The sequence below is a fragment of the Kitasatospora sp. NPDC004615 genome (assembly GCF_042873545.1).
GTDB lineage: Bacteria > Actinomycetota > Actinomycetes > Streptomycetales > Streptomycetaceae > Kitasatospora.
Genome location: NZ_JBIALQ010000001.1, coordinates 1 through 15,395 on the forward strand (window position 1 = coordinate 1; position 15,395 = coordinate 15,395).

Sequence of the window (15,395 nt, forward strand, 5' to 3'; positions counted from 1 at the left end):
CGCAGGCCACCCTGCTGTCGGAGGTCTCGGTCTCGGGTGGCACGGTGACCGGTCGCCGGGACGGCGACGCGGCGACGGAGACGGTGCAGGCGGCGGTGCCGGCGGTGGTGTCGGTGACCGACCAGTCCGGCGAGGCCCGTTACCCGTCGTTCAAGGGCATCATGGCCGCGAAGAAGAAGCCGGTGACCTCCTTCGACCTGGACGACCTGGGCATCGACGCCGACGCGGTGGGTCTCGCGGGCGCGTGGACGAAGGTCGCGGACATCACCGCCCGTCCCGCGCGGAGCAAGGGCGTCATCGTGACCGACGAGGGCGACGGCGGCACGAAGCTCGCCACCTACCTCGCCGAGCAGAAGTTCATCTGACGGGCCGCCAGGAACCATCGAAGGATACGGAGTTAGTCATGAGTGAGATCCTGGTCCTGGTCGACCACGCCGACGGCGCGGTGCGCAAGCCCGCCCTGGAACTGCTGACCCTGGCCCGCCGCCTGGGCACCCCCTCCGCCGTGGTCCTCGGCGCCGGCGACAACGCCGCGGGCATCGCCGCCAAGGCCGCCGAGTACGGCGCCGCGAAGGTCTACACCGCCGACGCCGACGAGTTCACCACCCTCCTCGTCGTCCCCAAGGTCGACGCCCTCACCCAGATCGCCAAGACCACCAATGCCGCCGCCGTGCTGGTCACCTCCAGCGGCGAGGGCAAGGAGATCGCCGCCCGCACCGCGCTGCGGCTGGGTTCGGGTCTGATCACCGACGCGGTCGACCTGGAGGCCGGCGAGAGCGGTCCGGTGGCGACGCAGTCGGTGTTCGCGGCGTCGTTCCAGGTGAAGTCGGCCGTCACCACCGGCGTGCCGGTGATCACGGTGAAGCCGAACAGCGCCGCCCCGGAGGCCGCGCCGGCCGCCGGCACCGTCGAGGCCGTCACGGTCGAGTTCGGCGGCAACGCCGCGACCGTCACCTCCCGCACCCCGCGGGTCTCCACCGGCCGCCCCGAGCTGACCGAGGCCGCGATCGTCGTCTCCGGCGGCCGCGGCGTCGGCGCGGCGGAGGGCTTCTCCGTGGTCGAGGACCTCGCGGACGCGCTCGGCGCGGCCGTCGGCGCCTCCCGCGCCGCGGTCGACGCCGGCTGGTACCCGCACACCAACCAGGTCGGCCAGACCGGCAAGCAGGTCTCCCCGCAGCTGTACGTCGCGGCGGGCATCTCCGGCGCGATCCAGCACCGCGCCGGCATGCAGACCTCGAAGACCATCGTCGCGGTCAACAAGGACCCCGAGGCCCCGATCTTCGAACTCGTCGACTACGGCGTCGTCGGCGACCTGTTCGCCGTCCTGCCCCAGCTCACCACCCAGGTCAAGGCCGGCTGACAGCCGCCCAGCACCACCCGGAAGGGCGCGACCACCACGGTCGCGCCCTTCCGCCGTTCCCGGCCGCGGTTGCGCCTCCCCCACCTCCATCGTCTACAGTCGCGTAGACGGTCTACTTCCCTGTAGACGCAGAGCGCCCCGGAGGCCACGCCGTGTACGCCCACTCCGCCCTGCTGGCGGTCAACCCGCTCGACGCTTCCTCCCTGCTCGCGGCATTCGGCGCGCTCGGCATCGCCGCCATCCTGTTCGCCGAGACCGGGCTGCTGGTCGGCTTCTTCCTGCCCGGCGACTCCCTGCTGTTCACGGCCGGCCTGCTCTGCACCCCCGGCCTGCACTCCGGCCCGCACCTGAACCTCGCGCAGGTCCTCGTCGCCGCCGTCGTCGGCGCCCTGGCCGGCGCCCAGGTCGGCCACCTGCTCGGCCGCAAGGGCGGCCGCGCTCTGCTGGAACGTTCCCGCAACCGCCGCCTGCACGAGGGCGCCGAGCGGGCCGAGGAACTCCTCGCCCGCTACGGCCACGCCAAGGCCATCACGCTGGCCCGCTTCGTCCCCGTGGTCCGCACCGTCCTCAACCCGCTGGCCGGCGCCCTCGGCGTCCCCACCCGCACCTTCGCCCTCTGGCAGGCCGTCGGCGGCCTGGTCTGGACCGTCGGCCTGGTCCTCGGCGGCTACGCGCTCGGCTCCACCATCCCGAACGTCGACCGCTACCTGCTCCCCGCCATCGCGGTGATCATCGCCCTCTCCCTCCTCCCGCTCGCCCTCGAGTTCCGCCGCACGCGCGCCGCCCGCCGCTGACGGACTCGTTCCGCCGCACGCACACCGCCCGCCGTTGACAAACCTCGTCAACGGCGGGCGGCGTGCGTGCCGGCCCGCTCCTCAGCGGACGACGTCGAAGACCTGCTTCTGCACGCCGTTGCGGTACACCTCGTGCTCGACCAGCGCCAGCTTCTGCGCGTCCTTGTCGGTGGCGCTGAACAGCCGCTTGCCCGCGCCGAGCAGCAGCGGGAACACCAGCAGGTGGTACCGGTCGATCAGCCCGGCGTCGGACAGGGCCTGGCCCAGCGTGGCGCTGCCGTGGACGATGATCGGACCGCCCTCGGTCTCCTTGAGCGCGGCGACCTCGTCCAGCGAACGCAGGATGCTGATCTCGCCCCAGTTGTCGACCAGTTGGTCCTCGCCGAGGGTGCGGGAGACGACGTACTTCGGCAGCGTCCGGTAGCGGGCGAACTCCGCCATGTCCGGCCAGACCGGGCTGAACGCCTCGTAGCTGACCCGGCCCATCAGCATCGCGGTGGACTCCTCCTGCTCCCGCGACTTGATCTCGAACGCCTCGGGGATGAACTCGATGTCCTTGAACGTCCACCCGGAGTTCCGGTAGCCGGGCTCACCGCCCGGGCCCTCCACGACGCCGTCGAGCGAGACAAAGGCCGTGCTGATCAGGGTGCGCATGATGGTGCTCTCCTCAGGTGTGACTGTCTTCCGTACGTGGTGCTCACCGCGTTGTTCGCGTACTCAGGGTCGCTCGGCCAGGACGCCGGCCAGCCACTGCTGCCACCCGGCCTCGGCCGTGTCGGTGTCCGCTCCGAAGAGGTGGTGGAACATCAGCACCACTCCGGGGCTGTGGTGGAAGGTGTAGAGCCCGTCGGCGGTGCGGACCTCGAAACGCTCCTCGTCGGACCACGTCACCTCCCCGACCAGCGCGGGCAGCCCGGCGGGCTCGGCCTGCACCGGCGCCCCGAGGGCGACGACGTCCGGCAGCGAAAGCCCACCGGCGAGCGCGGCCCGGACCTCCCGCACCGGCCGTTCGCCGGTCTGCGCCATGGCGAAGACCGGACGGCCCGTGCGGCCGGGGAAGTGCGCCAGGTACTCGCGGAGCGTGTGCAGGTGGAACGGCCAGCCGCGGCGCAGCGCGTCGTACTCGTCCTGCCAGTCGTCGCCGAGCATGCCGCTGTGGACGACGCGCAGCACGGTGCTGCCGCCCTCGCGGCCCTCGATGAGGTATTCGAAGGCCATGAACCGGCCGTCGTCGTTGGTGGCCGTCCGGGTCGCGAACCGTTTGCCGGGCTCGTACGCGGTGACCACGGCCTCCTCCCGGTGGCCGCCCACGTCCATGACGGCGGCGCCGCCTTCGCGCGCTTCGACCTCGTTCCGGCCCATGAACCACGACTCGATGCCGGGACCGGTGGCGATCGCTTCCCAGACCTGTTCCGGGTCTGCGGGCAGGACGATCTCCCGCTCGATCTCGAAGGGGTGCGTCATCGGGGGTCCTCCTGCGGTGCGTCGGGCTGTTGACTTTCGGCTGGAATCGGGTCGGGAATCTGATGCAGGCCGACGACCACCCGGTGCCTCCGCCCCTGCGGCGCCGATTCGTCGTGGTAGCGGCTGACCAGCCCGGCCACGCTCTGGGCCAGCTCCTCGGCGAACGCCGCCCGATCGGCCGCGGACGCGAACCGCACCTCGGCATCGATCCCGAAGCTCGCCACCCGCTGCTTCGCCCGCGCCGCACCCGTCAGCAACGACCCGACCTCCTGCACCAGCCGGGCCCCCAGCGCCAACAGCCACCGGGCGGAAAGCTGATCGGGCGACCGCGAGGGATCCGGGCTGACCGCCGCCAGCGCACTGGGCGAGATCACGTACGAGGCGGCCGTCGCGCGGAACACCCGCTCGGTGACATTGCCCTTGCGCCGTTCCTCCGCCAGTTCGACCAGCCCGTGCCGCTCCAGCTCCTTCAGGTGGTAGTTGACCTTCTGCCTGGGCAACCCCAACCGCCCCGCCAGCATGGCCGCCGAACCGGGCTCCGCCAGAGCGGCGAGAATCCGGGACCGTATCGGGTCCAAGGACGACTCGGCCGCGCCGGGCTCTTCGATCACAGCAACGTCCAGCACCTCTCCACCCTCCGTTCCCGGGCTCCCGGTGTCCCCCGGGAGTGACTCCAGGTTCCCGCCGAACAGGAAACCTGTCAAGACAAAAAAATTTGTCGGTGCGCCCCGCACAGCAGAAAGGGCCCCCGGCGTCATGCCGGGAGCCCAAGCTGCGCGAGGTACCGCCGTCAGGTCGCCGCGGGCTCACCAACCGCAGCAGGACGGCGCGCCAGGGCGTCCGACACCTTCGCGGTGGCGTACAGCGAGACCCCGAGGGCCACCACCAGCGCGGCGCCGGCAGCGAAGATGCTGCCGTCGGAGACCGCCTTCGCACCGCCGGCCTCACTGCGGGCGGACCCGGCGATGAACGGCAGCACCACCAGCACCGCGACACCGAGAACGACCTCGCCCCAGACCACCTTCGGGAAGTGCCGCAGCGTCAGGTGGAACAGCGAGGTGGAGTCGTCCGCACGCCGGGCCCGCTCGATCCGCGGCATCAGCCAGAACTGGTTGAACGCGCCGGCCGTGACCAGCCCCAGCACCAGGAAGATCTTGACCAGCAGGGCGATGCCGTAGCCGGTGGTCCACAGCTGGGAGACGGCGCCGACGTGCTTCCAGGTGATCCACAGCCCGGAAATGGTGACCACCCCGACGCACACCATCGCCACCAGACTGAACCGCCGCCAGATGTCGGCCCACAGCAGGCCCGCACCCTCACCGAGCCGACCGCGAACGCCCGCGAGGGCCACCAGCAGCGCCAGGCCGCCGAGCCACACGACCCCGGAAACGATATGGAGCTGCGAGAACACCGGGTCGAGCCAGCGGTCGAGTTCCGCGGGCACGGTCGCCGGTATGCCCGCGATCAGGGTGACCGCGAGGGCGGCCGGCAGAGCAGCGAGGGCAAGGCGGTCGAGGTGGCGGCGCACCGCCGGGACGAACAGCGAGATCAGCGCGACGGCGGTGGCGACGAGCACGACGTTCTGCAGCACGTAGATCGTGCCCTGCGCGATCCAAGCCCCCTTGGCAGCAGGAGCATTGAGGAAGTCCGCGATCCGGCCGGGAGCCATGGCGTCACCAAAGGGCATCCCCTTCCCGGCCCGAGCGACGCGCGCCACCAACTGGAAGTACCCGGCAACCAACAGAACAACGCCCGCCCACGCCAAGTACCCGGCCGACCGCCTGCGCAGCGCGGCAGCGTCCGCAGGCACGGTGCTCTCGGCCCTGAGCGCCGGGCGAACGGCGGCGACGTAGGTGACAACGCTGCCGATCGCGCCGCTCAGGCCGACGAAGTAGCCGGTTTTGGTGAGGACCCGCCAGATTTCGGGCGTGGCGTATTCGGCCGTCTTGGCGGCCAGCAGCAAATTCATCATTAGGTTAGCCTAACCTCAGGTAGGCCAGCCTGTCCTAATCCTGGTTCCGATCTGTTGTTTACCCCTTGGCAGGCTGCCCGTCACGGACACCGAAGCGTTCTGGCGCGTGCTCGACGCCGCCCGAGGCAGTAGCAAGCCGCTCGACATCGGCGTCGGCGACCACCTGTCGGTCTTGCCCAACCGATCACCGCGCGTCGATCCGCCGCTCATCGGGGGCTTCGCGCCCACCACGAACACCAAGGGCTGTTCCGAGGCCAGAACTCACGTCAATGCTTGGCTTGCCTCGTCGACTGGGCCCGGGGCGGTGAGTCCGCATCAGCTCCGGCCCCCAACCGCACCCCCCACGCCTAGCTATGATCGTCCGTCAACCACCCGACCGGCCAAGGGGAACCATGCCGTCGCCAACCGCAGCGGCCACGAGCTTCGACGCCAACGAGCGCACCGCCTGGGCCGGACGGGCCGACGCCTACGCCGCGACCTTCGGCCGGCTCTGTGCGCACACCGCGCCGAAGCTCCTGGACGCCGCCGAAGTGTCCACCGGCACCCGGCTGTTGGACGTGGGCACCGGGCCAGGGACCGTCGCCGCAGCCGCCTGCGCCCGGGGTGCGGAGGTGACCGCCGTGGACGCCGAGCCGAGCATGCTCGAACTCGCCCGCCGCAACGCGCCGTCCGCGCGCCTCGAGCTTGCCACGCTGCCCGAACTCCCCTACCTGGACGCCGAATTCGACGCGGTGGTGGCCAACTTCGTACTCAACCACGTCGGCCGGCCGCTGCTCGCCCTGGCCGAACTCCGTCGCGTCCTGCGACCCGGCGGCCGCCTCGCCCTGACCATCTGGTCCGGGTCACCGGGCCCGGGCCAGACGCTGATCCCGCAGGCCCTCCAGGCCGCCGGCGCCGTCCGGCCACCGCACCTGGGCCCGCTCGACCCGGCCGACGACTTCCCCCGCACCCCGGACGGCCTGGCCGCGCTCCTCACCACCGCCGGCCTCCAGCACGCCACCTGCCGCACCCTCACGTGGGACCACCGCACCACCGCCGACGACTGGTGGGCCGGCCCGGCCTCCGGCGTCGCCACCATCGGCCTCACCCTGCTCGCCCAAACCCCCGAAACCCAGTCCGAGGCCCACCGCCACTACCACCGCCTCGCCGACGCCTTCCGCACCCCGGACGGCACCCTCGCCCTCCCCCACGCGGCCCTCCTCGCCACGGCCACCCGCTGACGCCGCCACGGAACACCCACCGACGCCCCAGCACAACCACGCCACTCAGCCCGAGCGATCGTCCTCGACGAACACGACCGCGTCCTGCTGTGCCACCACGCCGACCCAGCACCGCCCGGCGGCCGCTGAGCCCGCGCCGCTCACCAATCGCGCGGCGCGACCAGTTCCTCCCGGTCCGCACCGGCGAAGCCGTACGCCGCCGCCACGAACGCGAAATCCGCGCCGATCGCCTCCCGGGCGACCGTCTCGATCTCGCTGCCGGCGTCCTCCATCGCCTCGCCGAGGCGGTTGAACTCCTCCGTCGCGGCATGCGTCAGCGCGTACAACTCCGGTAGGCCGGACGGGCGTTCGGACTCGATCCGTTCGCACAGTGTGCGCAGCACCGCGCGGCCGCGTTCGACCAGGTGGGCGGGGTAGTACGGGTCCCCGGCCATATCGCGCAGGAACTCTTGGCCCGCCACCTGCTCGTTTCGAATCACCATTCGGCCGTTCCGTCCGCTCGGGGGATGCTGCGCAGGATCATCCCGCCGAGCGCTGACAGACCGCTCAGCTCGCGGGAACGGCGCCGCCGAGGAGTTCGTCGATCTCGCGGCGCGGGGTGGCCGCGCCCCGGGGGCCGTAGCCGATGCGGAGGAGTACCTGGACGGTGCCGATGCCGGCTTCGGGGTTGCGCAGCCGCCAGCGGGTCTCGGGGAGTTCGACGGCCTGGTGGAGGACGGAGACCCGGACGCCGTGCGCGGTGGCCACCAGCCAGACGCGTTCCATGGCCTGGCCGGCCCGCAGCCAGTCGGCTGCCGTGTCGCCGCGGGTGGCGATGGTGACCAACTGCGGGAGCGCCTCGAAGCGTTGCGAGCGGGTGGGGCGTCCGGTGAAGTCCCGCACGGGGACGTGCGCTTCGTGGTCCTGCGGGCCGAGCGCAGAGACCGGGATGCCGTCCGCCGAAGGTTCGTCGCGCAGCCAGCTCCCGGTCTCGGCAAGGCGGGCGGCGTCGGCGACGATCCGGGCCTCGGCCTCGGCGGTGAGTGCCAGGACCCGGCGCGCCTCGGACTCCTCCAGCGCGTCGAGGACGGTGTCCTCGGCGGCGGCGGCCGCGATCAGTTCACCGATCACCGTCTCGGGGACGTCGCGGTTGTTGAACGGTTCACGGCTGGAGTGCCGCAGCGCGATCGCCTCCGCCAACTCCGCCGTCTCGTCGGGGACTCCGCGCGGGCCGAAGTGCACCACCGCGACCGGGGAGTCGGCCCCGAACGGGCCGGGCATCAGTTCCAGCTCGTCCACGGGCAGACCCTGCCGGGCGGCCGCGACCCGCAGGTTGAACAGGGCCGCGCCGACGGACAGCAACATGCCGCGGCCGTCGGGGTCCGCCACCGGGACGGCCCGGTCCAGGTCGGCGAAGACCAGGACTCCGTGGCCGTCGTCGGCGGGCCGGAACTGCCAGGGCTGGGAGTTGTGCAACGAAGGCGCGGCTCCGGCCGCCGCCACCAGCACCCGGAGTTCCTGCACGCTCAGTGCCGCCCCGGGACCGCCCCTCGTGCCAATCGTCGACTCGACCATCGCGGATCACTCCTCGCCGCATCCTCGTCGCGTTCCACGTGCCTCTTTATCCTGAGCGTGCGCCTCGGATCGGCCGCGCCGGTAGGGCCCAAAGGCCCCCTCCGGACGACGTCCGTCCCTTCTCCCCGGCCGAGACGGCCGAGACCTCCCGAGCCGACCGAGACGACCGAGACGACCGAAACGGCCGAGACCCCCGAACCGGAACTCACGCGGACGCGGTACGCCGCACGAACACCTCCAGCCGCGCCGACTCCAGCGCCGTCGCCACCGCGCCCATCAGCACCGCGTCCTCGCCGAGCGTGCTCGCCACCACCCGGGGTCTCAGCGCGCAGCTGCGGTGCAGCGCCTCCTCCAGTGGCGGCAGCAGCAGGTCCGCGCTGCGGCCGACACCGCCGCCCAGCACGACCAGTTCCGGATCGGCGACGGCGGCCACCACGGCGACCGCGAAGGCGAGTTGCTGCGCCTGCCGGTCGATCGCCGCCCGCGCGGCCGGATCGCCGGACCGGGCCGCCTCGCACACCTCCTCGGCGGTGCTCGCACTGGTCAGCCCGAGCCGCCACGCCTCGCCGACCACGGCGTCCGCCGCCACCACCTCCTCCAGCCGGACATCCTGACGTCCCGTCAATTCATCCGACACGCAAGGCATTTGCAGCATGCCGATCTCACCGGCCGCGCCGTGCGCACCGGTCCACAGTTCGCCGTCGCGCACCAGGCCGACGCCGACGCCCGCCCCGACCAGCAGGTAGGCGAAGACCGAACTGCCCGCCCCCGCACCGTAGGTGTACTCGCCGAGCGCGGCGAGGTTGGCGTCGTTGGCGACGTGCACATGCATGCCGAGGCCGTCCGCGATCCGGTCGACCAATCCCGGCCGCGCCCAGCCGGGCAGGTGCGGGGCGTGCCGCATCATCCGCAGCCGCTCGTCCCACACACCGGGACTGCCGATCACCGCGCGCACCACTCCGTCCGCCGGACAGCCCACAGCGCCGCCGGCACCGTCCGCCAGCCCCGCATCGGAGAGCGTCTCCTGAGCGGTGGCGACCAGCGCGTCCGCGACGGCGGGGCCGGAACGGCCGCGGTTGGGGACGTCCCGGCGGGCCACCACCCGGCCCGACAGGTCGGCGACGGCCACCCGGAGGCGGGCTCGGCCGACGTCCATCCCGAGCACGTACCCGGCGCCGGCGTCGGCCCGGTACAGGACGGCGGTGCGGCCCCGGTCGGGCGCCAGGGTGCCCGCCTCCCGGACCAGCCCGGCCGTCTCCAGCGAACCCAGCGCGGCCGACACGGTCGGCTTCGACAGGCCGGTGTCGCGGGCGAGTTGCGCCCGCGAGGACGGGCCGCCGGTGCGCAGCAGCTCCAGCAGCAGCCACTCGTTGTTGCTGCGCAGCCGCTGCCGGTTCCACGGGGCCGGCTCCGGCGCCGGGCCTGCGGACCGCTGCCGCACGACGGGTCTCGCTTGCGGGTGGGTCACGGTTCCTCTTCTCCGGTCGGGACAGTCCGCCCGCCCCCGCCGGCAACACCGCCTCAGACACACTCTCGTCCACGTCCAGGTCGTCACACCCGCGCCGGCCCCGGAAATCGGCACCGACACGCCCCGCCCGCCCCGGCCCGCTCCCGGTTCCTGCGGCACCGCGATGGTACCCACCGGAACCGTCAGCTGACGTACGGTACAGATCATGGAATTCCGTCACCTGGGCCGCAGCGGCCTGATCGTCAGTGAAATCGCCTACGGCAACTGGCTCACCCACGGCTCGCAGGTCGAGGAGGACACCGCGGCCGCGTGCATCCGCGCCGCCCTCGACGCGGGCATCACCACCTTCGACACCGCCGACGTGTACGCGGAGACCCGCGCCGAGGCGGTCATGGGCCGCGCCCTCAAGGGCGAGCGCCGCGAAGGGCTGGAGATCCTCACCAAGGTGTTCTGGCCGACCGGGCCCGGCCGCAACGACAGCGGGCTCGGCCGCAAGCACATCATGGAGTCGATCAACGGCTCGCTGCGCCGCCTGCAGACCGACTACGTGGACGTGTACCAGGCGCACCGCTTCGACCCGTCCACGCCGCTCGAGGAGACCATGGAGGCGTTCGCCGACGTGGTCCGCTCCGGCAAGGCCCTGTACATCGGCGTCTCCGAGTGGACGGCCGACCAGATCCGGGCCGGGCACGCGCTGGCCCGCGAGCTGCGCATCCCGTTCGTCTCCAACCAGCCCCAGTACAGCGCGCTGTGGCGGGTCATCGAGGGTGAAGTCGTCCCGGTGTCCGAAGAGTTGGGCCTCGGCCAGGTGGTCTGGTCGCCGATCGCGCAGGGCGTCCTCACCGGCAAGTACCAGCCGGGCGCCGCCCCGCCGGCCGGCTCCCGCGCCACCGACGAGAAGGGCGGCGCGAACTTCGTCGCCCGCTGGCTGCGCGACGACGTCCTGGAGCGCGTCCAGCTGCTGCGCCCGCTCGCCGACCAGGCGGGGCTGTCGCTCGCCCAGCTGGCCGTCGCCTGGGTGCTGCAGAACCCCAACGTGTCCGCGGCGATCATCGGCGCCTCCCGGCCCGAGCAGGTCACCGAGAACGTCAAGGCCGCCGGCGTGAAGCTGGAGCCGGAACTGCTCGCCCGGATGGACGAAATCCTCGCCCCCGTCGCCCAGTTCGACCCCGCGAAGACCGCCGAGAACGCCCCCAAGGCCCGCCCCTGACGCCACGCCCGGGCCGGCGCCCGCACCACCGATCCGCGGCACCGGCCCGGGCCCGTCAACTCCCCCACCCACTACGGCTCGAGCGAATCGCCTACGTCAACCTCCTTAGGTGACCCGCCTGTTGACGTAAGTTCCTGCTGCGCCCAGATGGTCTTGCCGCGCCGGCCGATCCTGGTGCCCCAACGCTGCGCCAGATGACCGATGATGAACAGTCCGCGACCGCCCTCGTCGGTGCTCTTCGCCCGCCGCATGTGCGGGGTGCTGGCCGCGCTGTCCGACACCTCGCAGATCAGGCCCCGGTCGTGGATCAGCCGCAGCCGGATCGGCGGCTCCCCGTAGCGGATCGCGTTGGTCACCAGCTCGCTGACGATCAGGTCGGTGGCGAACTCCAGCTCCCCCAACTCCCAGGCGGCGAGCTGGTGTTCGGCCAGCCGCCGGGCGGTGCGCACCACCGCCGGGTCGCCCGGCAGCGTCCACACCGCGACCCGCTCGTCCGGCAGCGCCCGGGTGCGGGCCAGCAGCAGCACGGCATCCTCGCGCTGCCGTTCGGGCAGCAGCGCGTACACCACCCGGTCGCACAGGTCGTGCAGTTGTTCCTCGCCGGGCCGCGCCAGCACCCGCTCCAGCACCGCCCGCCGTGTGCCCGGTTCGCCCCCCGGTGTGCCGTCCTCGTCCGCGCTCCGGGCCCGGCCGGACATCAACCCCTCGGTGTAGAGGGCCAGTACGCAGCCCTCGTCCAGCTCGGTGGTGGTCGTCTCGTAGCAGCAGTCGCCCCAGCCCAGCGGCGGCCCGGGTTCGACCTCGAACGGCAGCGGGGCGCCGTCGGGGCCGACCAGCACCGGCGCGGGGTGGCCGGCGGAGGCGGCGGTGCAGGTCCGGGCGATCGGGTCGTACACCAGGTACAGGCAGGACGCGAGGCCGTCGGGCAGCCGGTCCGCGCCGGGCGGCAGGCTGCCGCGCTGCTCGTCGGTCAGCACCCGCGCGACTTCGTCCAGGCGTACCAGCAGCTCGTCCGGCGCCAGGTCCTGCACGGCCAAGGTGCGTAGTGCGGTGCGGAGTTGGCCCATCAGGGCGGCTGCCTCGATGCCGGTTCCGGTGATGCTGCCGATCGCCAGCCCGACCCGGGCGGCGGACAGCGGGATGATGTCGTACCAGTCGCCGCCGGGGCCGACCGTTCCCGGGAGGTAGACCTGCGCGGTCTCCACGGCGCTCAGTTCGGCCGGTTCCCTGGGCAGGAGTTGGCGTTGCAGGGTGGTGGCGATGGTGCGTTCGCGGGCGTAGCTGCGGGCCTTGTCGATGGACAGGGCGCCGCGGGAGGCGAGTTCGACGGCGAGGTCCAGGTCGGCCTGTTCGAAGGGGGCGGGCCGCCGGTTCCGGTACAGGGCGAGCAGGCCGAGCACGGTGTCGTGCGCCATCAGCGGCGCGACGATCATCGAGTGCACGCCGAGGCCGGTCAGCCGGCGTCCGCGCGCGGGGTCGGCCGACAGCCAGTCCTCGTCGCCGCTCAGTCCGCGCACCAGTCGCGCCCGCCCGTCGTCCAGCGCCTGGCTGTAGGGCGTGGGCGCGCCGTAGGTGGACAGTTCGCCGTGCGGGATCGGGCCCAGCTCGCCGGGCGTGTGGACGGCCCGGTAGGCGGCGCGGCGCAGCGGGGCGGCGGGGTCGACGGGTCCGGCGCGGGTCGGCAGGCCGCGCAGGGGTTCGTCGAGCAGGTCGACGGTGGCGATGTCGGCGAGGCGGGGTACGGCGACGTCGGCGAGTTCCTCGGCGGAGCCGATGGCGTCCAGGGAGGCGCCGAGTTGGCGGTGTGCGGTGTGCAGGATGTCGAGGCGGTCGAGGGCGGTCTGGCGTTCGGTGACGTCCTGGATGGCGGCGACCAGGTAGCGGCGGCCGGTGTCGGATTCGATCGGGAAGAACGAGACGGCGCCGACGATGTCGCGGCGGGGTTCGTCGGGGGTGCGGCCGCGGACCAGGTGTTCGCGGATCCAGTCGCCGTCCTGGAGGGCCTGGCGGGCGAGTGTTTCGAGTTCGGCGTCGTCGAAGCCGGGCCCGAGGTCGCCGACCCAGCGGCCGCCGTTGCCGGGGTCGGGGCGGGTGGCTGCGCCGTGGGCGGCGTTGTGGGCGGCGGCGTTGCGGCGTACCAGCCGCAGGTCCTGGTCGAGCAGGTAGAGCCCGACCGGGGCCTGCCGGAACAGGGCGTCGAGCAGTGCCGCGTCCTCGCTCTCGCCGGTGCTGTCCATGACGTCCCTCCTCTCCGGGTCGCGGCTGTCCCTGCCGCCCCGGCCCGCCGCGCTCATCGTGGCCGGTCCGCGGGGCCGGCGAGCGGGGTGGGCCGGAAGGCGATCAGGGCGATGTCGTCGCGGACGTCGGCGACCCGTCCGGCCAGGTACGCGCACAGGTCGTCGAGCGGGCGGTGGCGGGCGTCGGCGGCGGCCCTGCAGAGGCGGGCGATGCCGTCACCGAGGTCTTCGCCGGGGACTTCGACCAGGCCGTCGGTGTAGAACAGCAGGGTCTCGCCGGGGCCCAGCGGGTCGCGGTGGGTGACCCGGGGGCGGCGCGGGTCGACGCACAGCGGGAGGTCGGCGTCCTCGCCGGTCAGCAGCCGGGGCGGGCCGGTGACGGGGATCAGGACGGGCGGCGGGTGCCCGGCGTTGGTCCACTCGACCTCCCAGGCGCCGTCGGCGCCGTGCCGGGTGAGGCGGGCGTGCACGGCGGTGACGAAGCTGCCGACGCCCAGCCCTTCGGCGGCGGTGTCGAGTTCGCGCAGCGTGTCGGCGGGGGTGTGGCCGTGCGGGCGGGTGAAGGCGATGGAGCGCAGCATGGCGCGGAGTTGGCCCATGATGGTGGCGGCGGCGAGGTCGTGGCCGGCGACGTCGCCGATGGTCATGGCGAGTGCGCCGTCGGGGAGGGTGAACGCGTCGTACCAGTCGCCGCCGACTTCGGCGTTGCGGCTGCCGGGGCGGTAGCGGCCGGCGAGGGCGGCGCCGCCGACGGTGGGCGGGGTGGTGAGCATGGCGCGTTGCAGGACGACGGCGGTGTGCCGGGCGCGTTGCAGGGCGAGGGCCTGGCGCAGCGGGGCCTGGGCGCGTTGCAGGACTTCCCGCTGGAGGTCGATGTCGGCGGGTCCGGGCGGGGGTGCACCTTCGCACTCGGCGGTGGCGGCGAGGGCGACGACGGCGCCGTCGACGACGATGGGCAGCAGGGTGAGGCTGGTGGCGTGGGCGCGTTCCAGCCAGCGGGCGGAGATCTCGGGGATGCTGCCGCGGGGGACGTTGCCGTCGGCGAATTCGAGCACGATGGGGGTGCGGTCGGAAACCGCTTTCCGGGCGCGGGCGCCGAGGGTGTAGGTCTGCCGGTTGATGGGTGGCAGCGGGGGCAGTCCGGGGCGGGCGACGGAGGCGATCCGGGTGGCGACGACGTCTCCGCCGGCGGCGTCGGGTTCGCGCAGCAGGTAGACGGCGCACACGTCGGTGAGTTCGGGGACGAGGGTGGCGGCGAGCGCGGCGAAGGCGTCGTCGGCGCGTTCGGCCTCGGTGACGGCGCCGGCCCGGGCGAGCAGCCGTTCGCGCAGCCGGTTGCGCCACTGGTCCTCGATGTCGCTGGTGGTACCGATCCATTCGGCGGGTCCGTCGTCGCGGACGATGGGGACGGCGCGGGCCCGGACGTGCCGGTAGCCGCCGTCGGCGCCGCGTACCCGGAAGACGTGTTCGAAGGCGGTGGGCAGTTCGCGGGCTGCGGCGGCCCAGTGGGTGGCGAGCCGGTCGCGGTCCTGGGGGTGGACGACGTCCAGCCAGCGGTTGCCGGCCGTTTCGGGGAAGGGCCGGCCGGTGAGGGCCTCCCAGCCGGGGACGAGTTCGTCGGCGGTGCCGTCGGCGTGCACCAGCCACACCATCTGGGAGGTGGCGGCCATCAGTGCCTCGTAGCGCCGCAGTGCCTGCAGCCGTTCGACGGAGAGGCGTTCGGTCTCCAGGGCGGAGTGCAGTTCGGCGGTGGTGTCGATGGCGGCGGTGAGGATGCCGGGGCCGTACGGGGTGCCGGCGGGTGAGCAGGAGTAGACGAAGTGCCGGTGGACGGTCCCGCCGTCCGGGCAGGCGAGGGTGCGCGGCGCGGTGACCTGCCGGGCGGTGCCGTCGCTGAGGACGGCGTCGAGGGTGGCGACGAAGCGTTCGGCGCCCGGCTCCGTGAACACCTCGCGGGCCGGGTCGCCGAGCTGCCGGTCGCCGAACAGGTCGCGGAACGCGTCGTTGACGTACACCAGTCGGTGGTCGGTCCCCGCGGTCAGCGCGATCGCCACGATGGCGCGGTCGAACACCTCGGGTGTCAGTGGCGTGTCCGGCACCGCGCCGGCCTCCTCCC

Annotated in this window: 14 protein-coding genes; 5 read left to right on the forward strand and 9 right to left on the reverse strand. The window is 73.0% G+C overall.

Translation table 11 applies throughout. The features are described from left to right. The 3 genes from ACFYS8_RS00005 to ACFYS8_RS00015 all read left to right on the forward strand — a co-directional run. A partial coding sequence (locus ACFYS8_RS00005) for an electron transfer flavoprotein subunit beta/FixA family protein (RefSeq protein ID WP_387633634.1) occupies positions 1-365 on the forward strand: 365 nt, incomplete at its 5' end. Positions 366-403: 38 nt separating this feature from the next. Further along, complete coding sequence (locus ACFYS8_RS00010; RefSeq protein WP_387633635.1) at positions 404-1,360, forward strand: electron transfer flavoprotein subunit alpha/FixB family protein; 957 nt, start codon at positions 404-406, stop codon at positions 1,358-1,360. 152 nt (positions 1,361-1,512) lie between these two features. Next, on the forward strand, positions 1,513-2,154 hold the full coding sequence (locus ACFYS8_RS00015; RefSeq protein WP_387633636.1) for a DedA family protein: 642 nt from the start codon (positions 1,513-1,515) through the stop codon (positions 2,152-2,154). 81 nt (positions 2,155-2,235) lie between these two features. Here the strand turns inward: ACFYS8_RS00015 and ACFYS8_RS00020 are convergent, their stop codons facing one another. The 4 genes from ACFYS8_RS00020 to ACFYS8_RS00035 form a co-directional block, all read right to left on the reverse strand. Next, on the reverse strand, positions 2,236-2,808 hold the full coding sequence (locus ACFYS8_RS00020) for a dihydrofolate reductase family protein (RefSeq protein WP_387633637.1): 573 nt from the start codon (positions 2,806-2,808) through the stop codon (positions 2,236-2,238). Between the two features lie 63 nt (positions 2,809-2,871). Next, positions 2,872-3,618, reverse strand: coding sequence for an SRPBCC domain-containing protein (locus ACFYS8_RS00025; protein WP_387633638.1), 747 nt, complete (start codon positions 3,616-3,618; stop codon positions 2,872-2,874). Next, entirely contained in the window at positions 3,615-4,244 is a 630-nt protein-coding gene (locus ACFYS8_RS00030; RefSeq protein WP_387636750.1) for an ArsR/SmtB family transcription factor, read from the reverse strand. Before ACFYS8_RS00030 ends, ACFYS8_RS00025 begins: the two co-directional genes overlap by 4 nt. A 164-nt stretch (positions 4,245-4,408) precedes the next feature. Further along, positions 4,409-5,590, reverse strand: coding sequence for a CopD family protein (locus ACFYS8_RS00035; protein ID WP_387633639.1), 1,182 nt, complete (start codon positions 5,588-5,590; stop codon positions 4,409-4,411). Between the two features lie 392 nt (positions 5,591-5,982). Here ACFYS8_RS00035 and ACFYS8_RS00040 point away from each other — a divergent pair, with 392 nt between their 5' ends. Then, positions 5,983-6,810: a class I SAM-dependent methyltransferase gene (locus ACFYS8_RS00040; protein ID WP_387633640.1), complete on the forward strand. Its 828-nt coding sequence runs from the start codon at positions 5,983-5,985 to the stop codon at positions 6,808-6,810. A gap of 140 nt (positions 6,811-6,950) precedes the next feature. Here ACFYS8_RS00040 and ACFYS8_RS00045 read toward each other — a convergent pair whose 3' ends face one another. The 3 genes from ACFYS8_RS00045 to ACFYS8_RS00055 form a co-directional block, all read right to left on the reverse strand. Beyond that, positions 6,951-7,292, reverse strand: coding sequence for a DUF5713 family protein (locus ACFYS8_RS00045; RefSeq protein ID WP_387633641.1), 342 nt, complete (start codon positions 7,290-7,292; stop codon positions 6,951-6,953). Between the two features lie 64 nt (positions 7,293-7,356). Continuing rightward, entirely contained in the window at positions 7,357-8,364 is a 1,008-nt protein-coding gene (locus tag ACFYS8_RS00050) for an Acg family FMN-binding oxidoreductase (protein ID WP_387633642.1), read from the reverse strand. A 205-nt stretch (positions 8,365-8,569) separates the two neighbouring features. Further along, positions 8,570-9,805 (reverse strand): ROK family transcriptional regulator, encoded by a 1,236-nt coding sequence (locus ACFYS8_RS00055; protein WP_387636753.1) that lies wholly within the window; start codon positions 9,803-9,805, stop codon positions 8,570-8,572. 232 nt (positions 9,806-10,037) lie between these two features. Here ACFYS8_RS00055 and ACFYS8_RS00060 point away from each other — a divergent pair, with 232 nt between their 5' ends. After that, positions 10,038-11,042, forward strand: coding sequence for an aldo/keto reductase family protein (locus ACFYS8_RS00060; RefSeq protein WP_387633643.1), 1,005 nt, complete (start codon positions 10,038-10,040; stop codon positions 11,040-11,042). 71 nt (positions 11,043-11,113) lie between these two features. Here ACFYS8_RS00060 and ACFYS8_RS00065 read toward each other — a convergent pair whose 3' ends face one another. Both ACFYS8_RS00065 and ACFYS8_RS00070 read right to left on the reverse strand, forming a co-directional pair. Beyond that, complete coding sequence (locus ACFYS8_RS00065; RefSeq protein WP_387633644.1) at positions 11,114-13,279, reverse strand: SpoIIE family protein phosphatase; 2,166 nt, start codon at positions 13,277-13,279, stop codon at positions 11,114-11,116. 53 nt (positions 13,280-13,332) lie between these two features. Next, positions 13,333-15,378 (reverse strand): SpoIIE family protein phosphatase, encoded by a 2,046-nt coding sequence (locus ACFYS8_RS00070; protein ID WP_387633645.1) that lies wholly within the window; start codon positions 15,376-15,378, stop codon positions 13,333-13,335. Positions 15,379-15,395: the final 17 nt, after the last annotated feature.

Bases quoted from the DNA above. Each gene is read 5' to 3' on its own strand.
- ACFYS8_RS00025 (WP_387633638.1), bottom strand. From the start codon at position 3,618: ATGACGCACCCCTTCGAGATCGAGCGGGAGATCGTCCTGCCCGCAGAC.
- ACFYS8_RS00045 (WP_387633641.1), bottom strand. From the start codon at position 7,292: ATGGTGATTCGAAACGAGCAGGTGGCGGGCCAAGAGTTCCTGCGCGAT.
- ACFYS8_RS00040 (WP_387633640.1), top strand. From the start codon at position 5,983: ATGCCGTCGCCAACCGCAGCGGCCACGAGCTTCGACGCCAACGAGCGC.
- ACFYS8_RS00035 (WP_387633639.1), bottom strand. From the start codon at position 5,590: ATGATGAATTTGCTGCTGGCCGCCAAGACGGCCGAATACGCCACGCCC.
- ACFYS8_RS00010 (WP_387633635.1), top strand. From the start codon at position 404: ATGAGTGAGATCCTGGTCCTGGTCGACCACGCCGACGGCGCGGTGCGC.
- ACFYS8_RS00020 (WP_387633637.1), bottom strand. From the start codon at position 2,808: ATGCGCACCCTGATCAGCACGGCCTTTGTCTCGCTCGACGGCGTCGTG.
- ACFYS8_RS00065 (WP_387633644.1), bottom strand. From the start codon at position 13,279: ATGGACAGCACCGGCGAGAGCGAGGACGCGGCACTGCTCGACGCCCTG.
- ACFYS8_RS00060 (WP_387633643.1), top strand. From the start codon at position 10,038: ATGGAATTCCGTCACCTGGGCCGCAGCGGCCTGATCGTCAGTGAAATC.
- ACFYS8_RS00050 (WP_387633642.1), bottom strand. From the start codon at position 8,364: ATGGTCGAGTCGACGATTGGCACGAGGGGCGGTCCCGGGGCGGCACTG.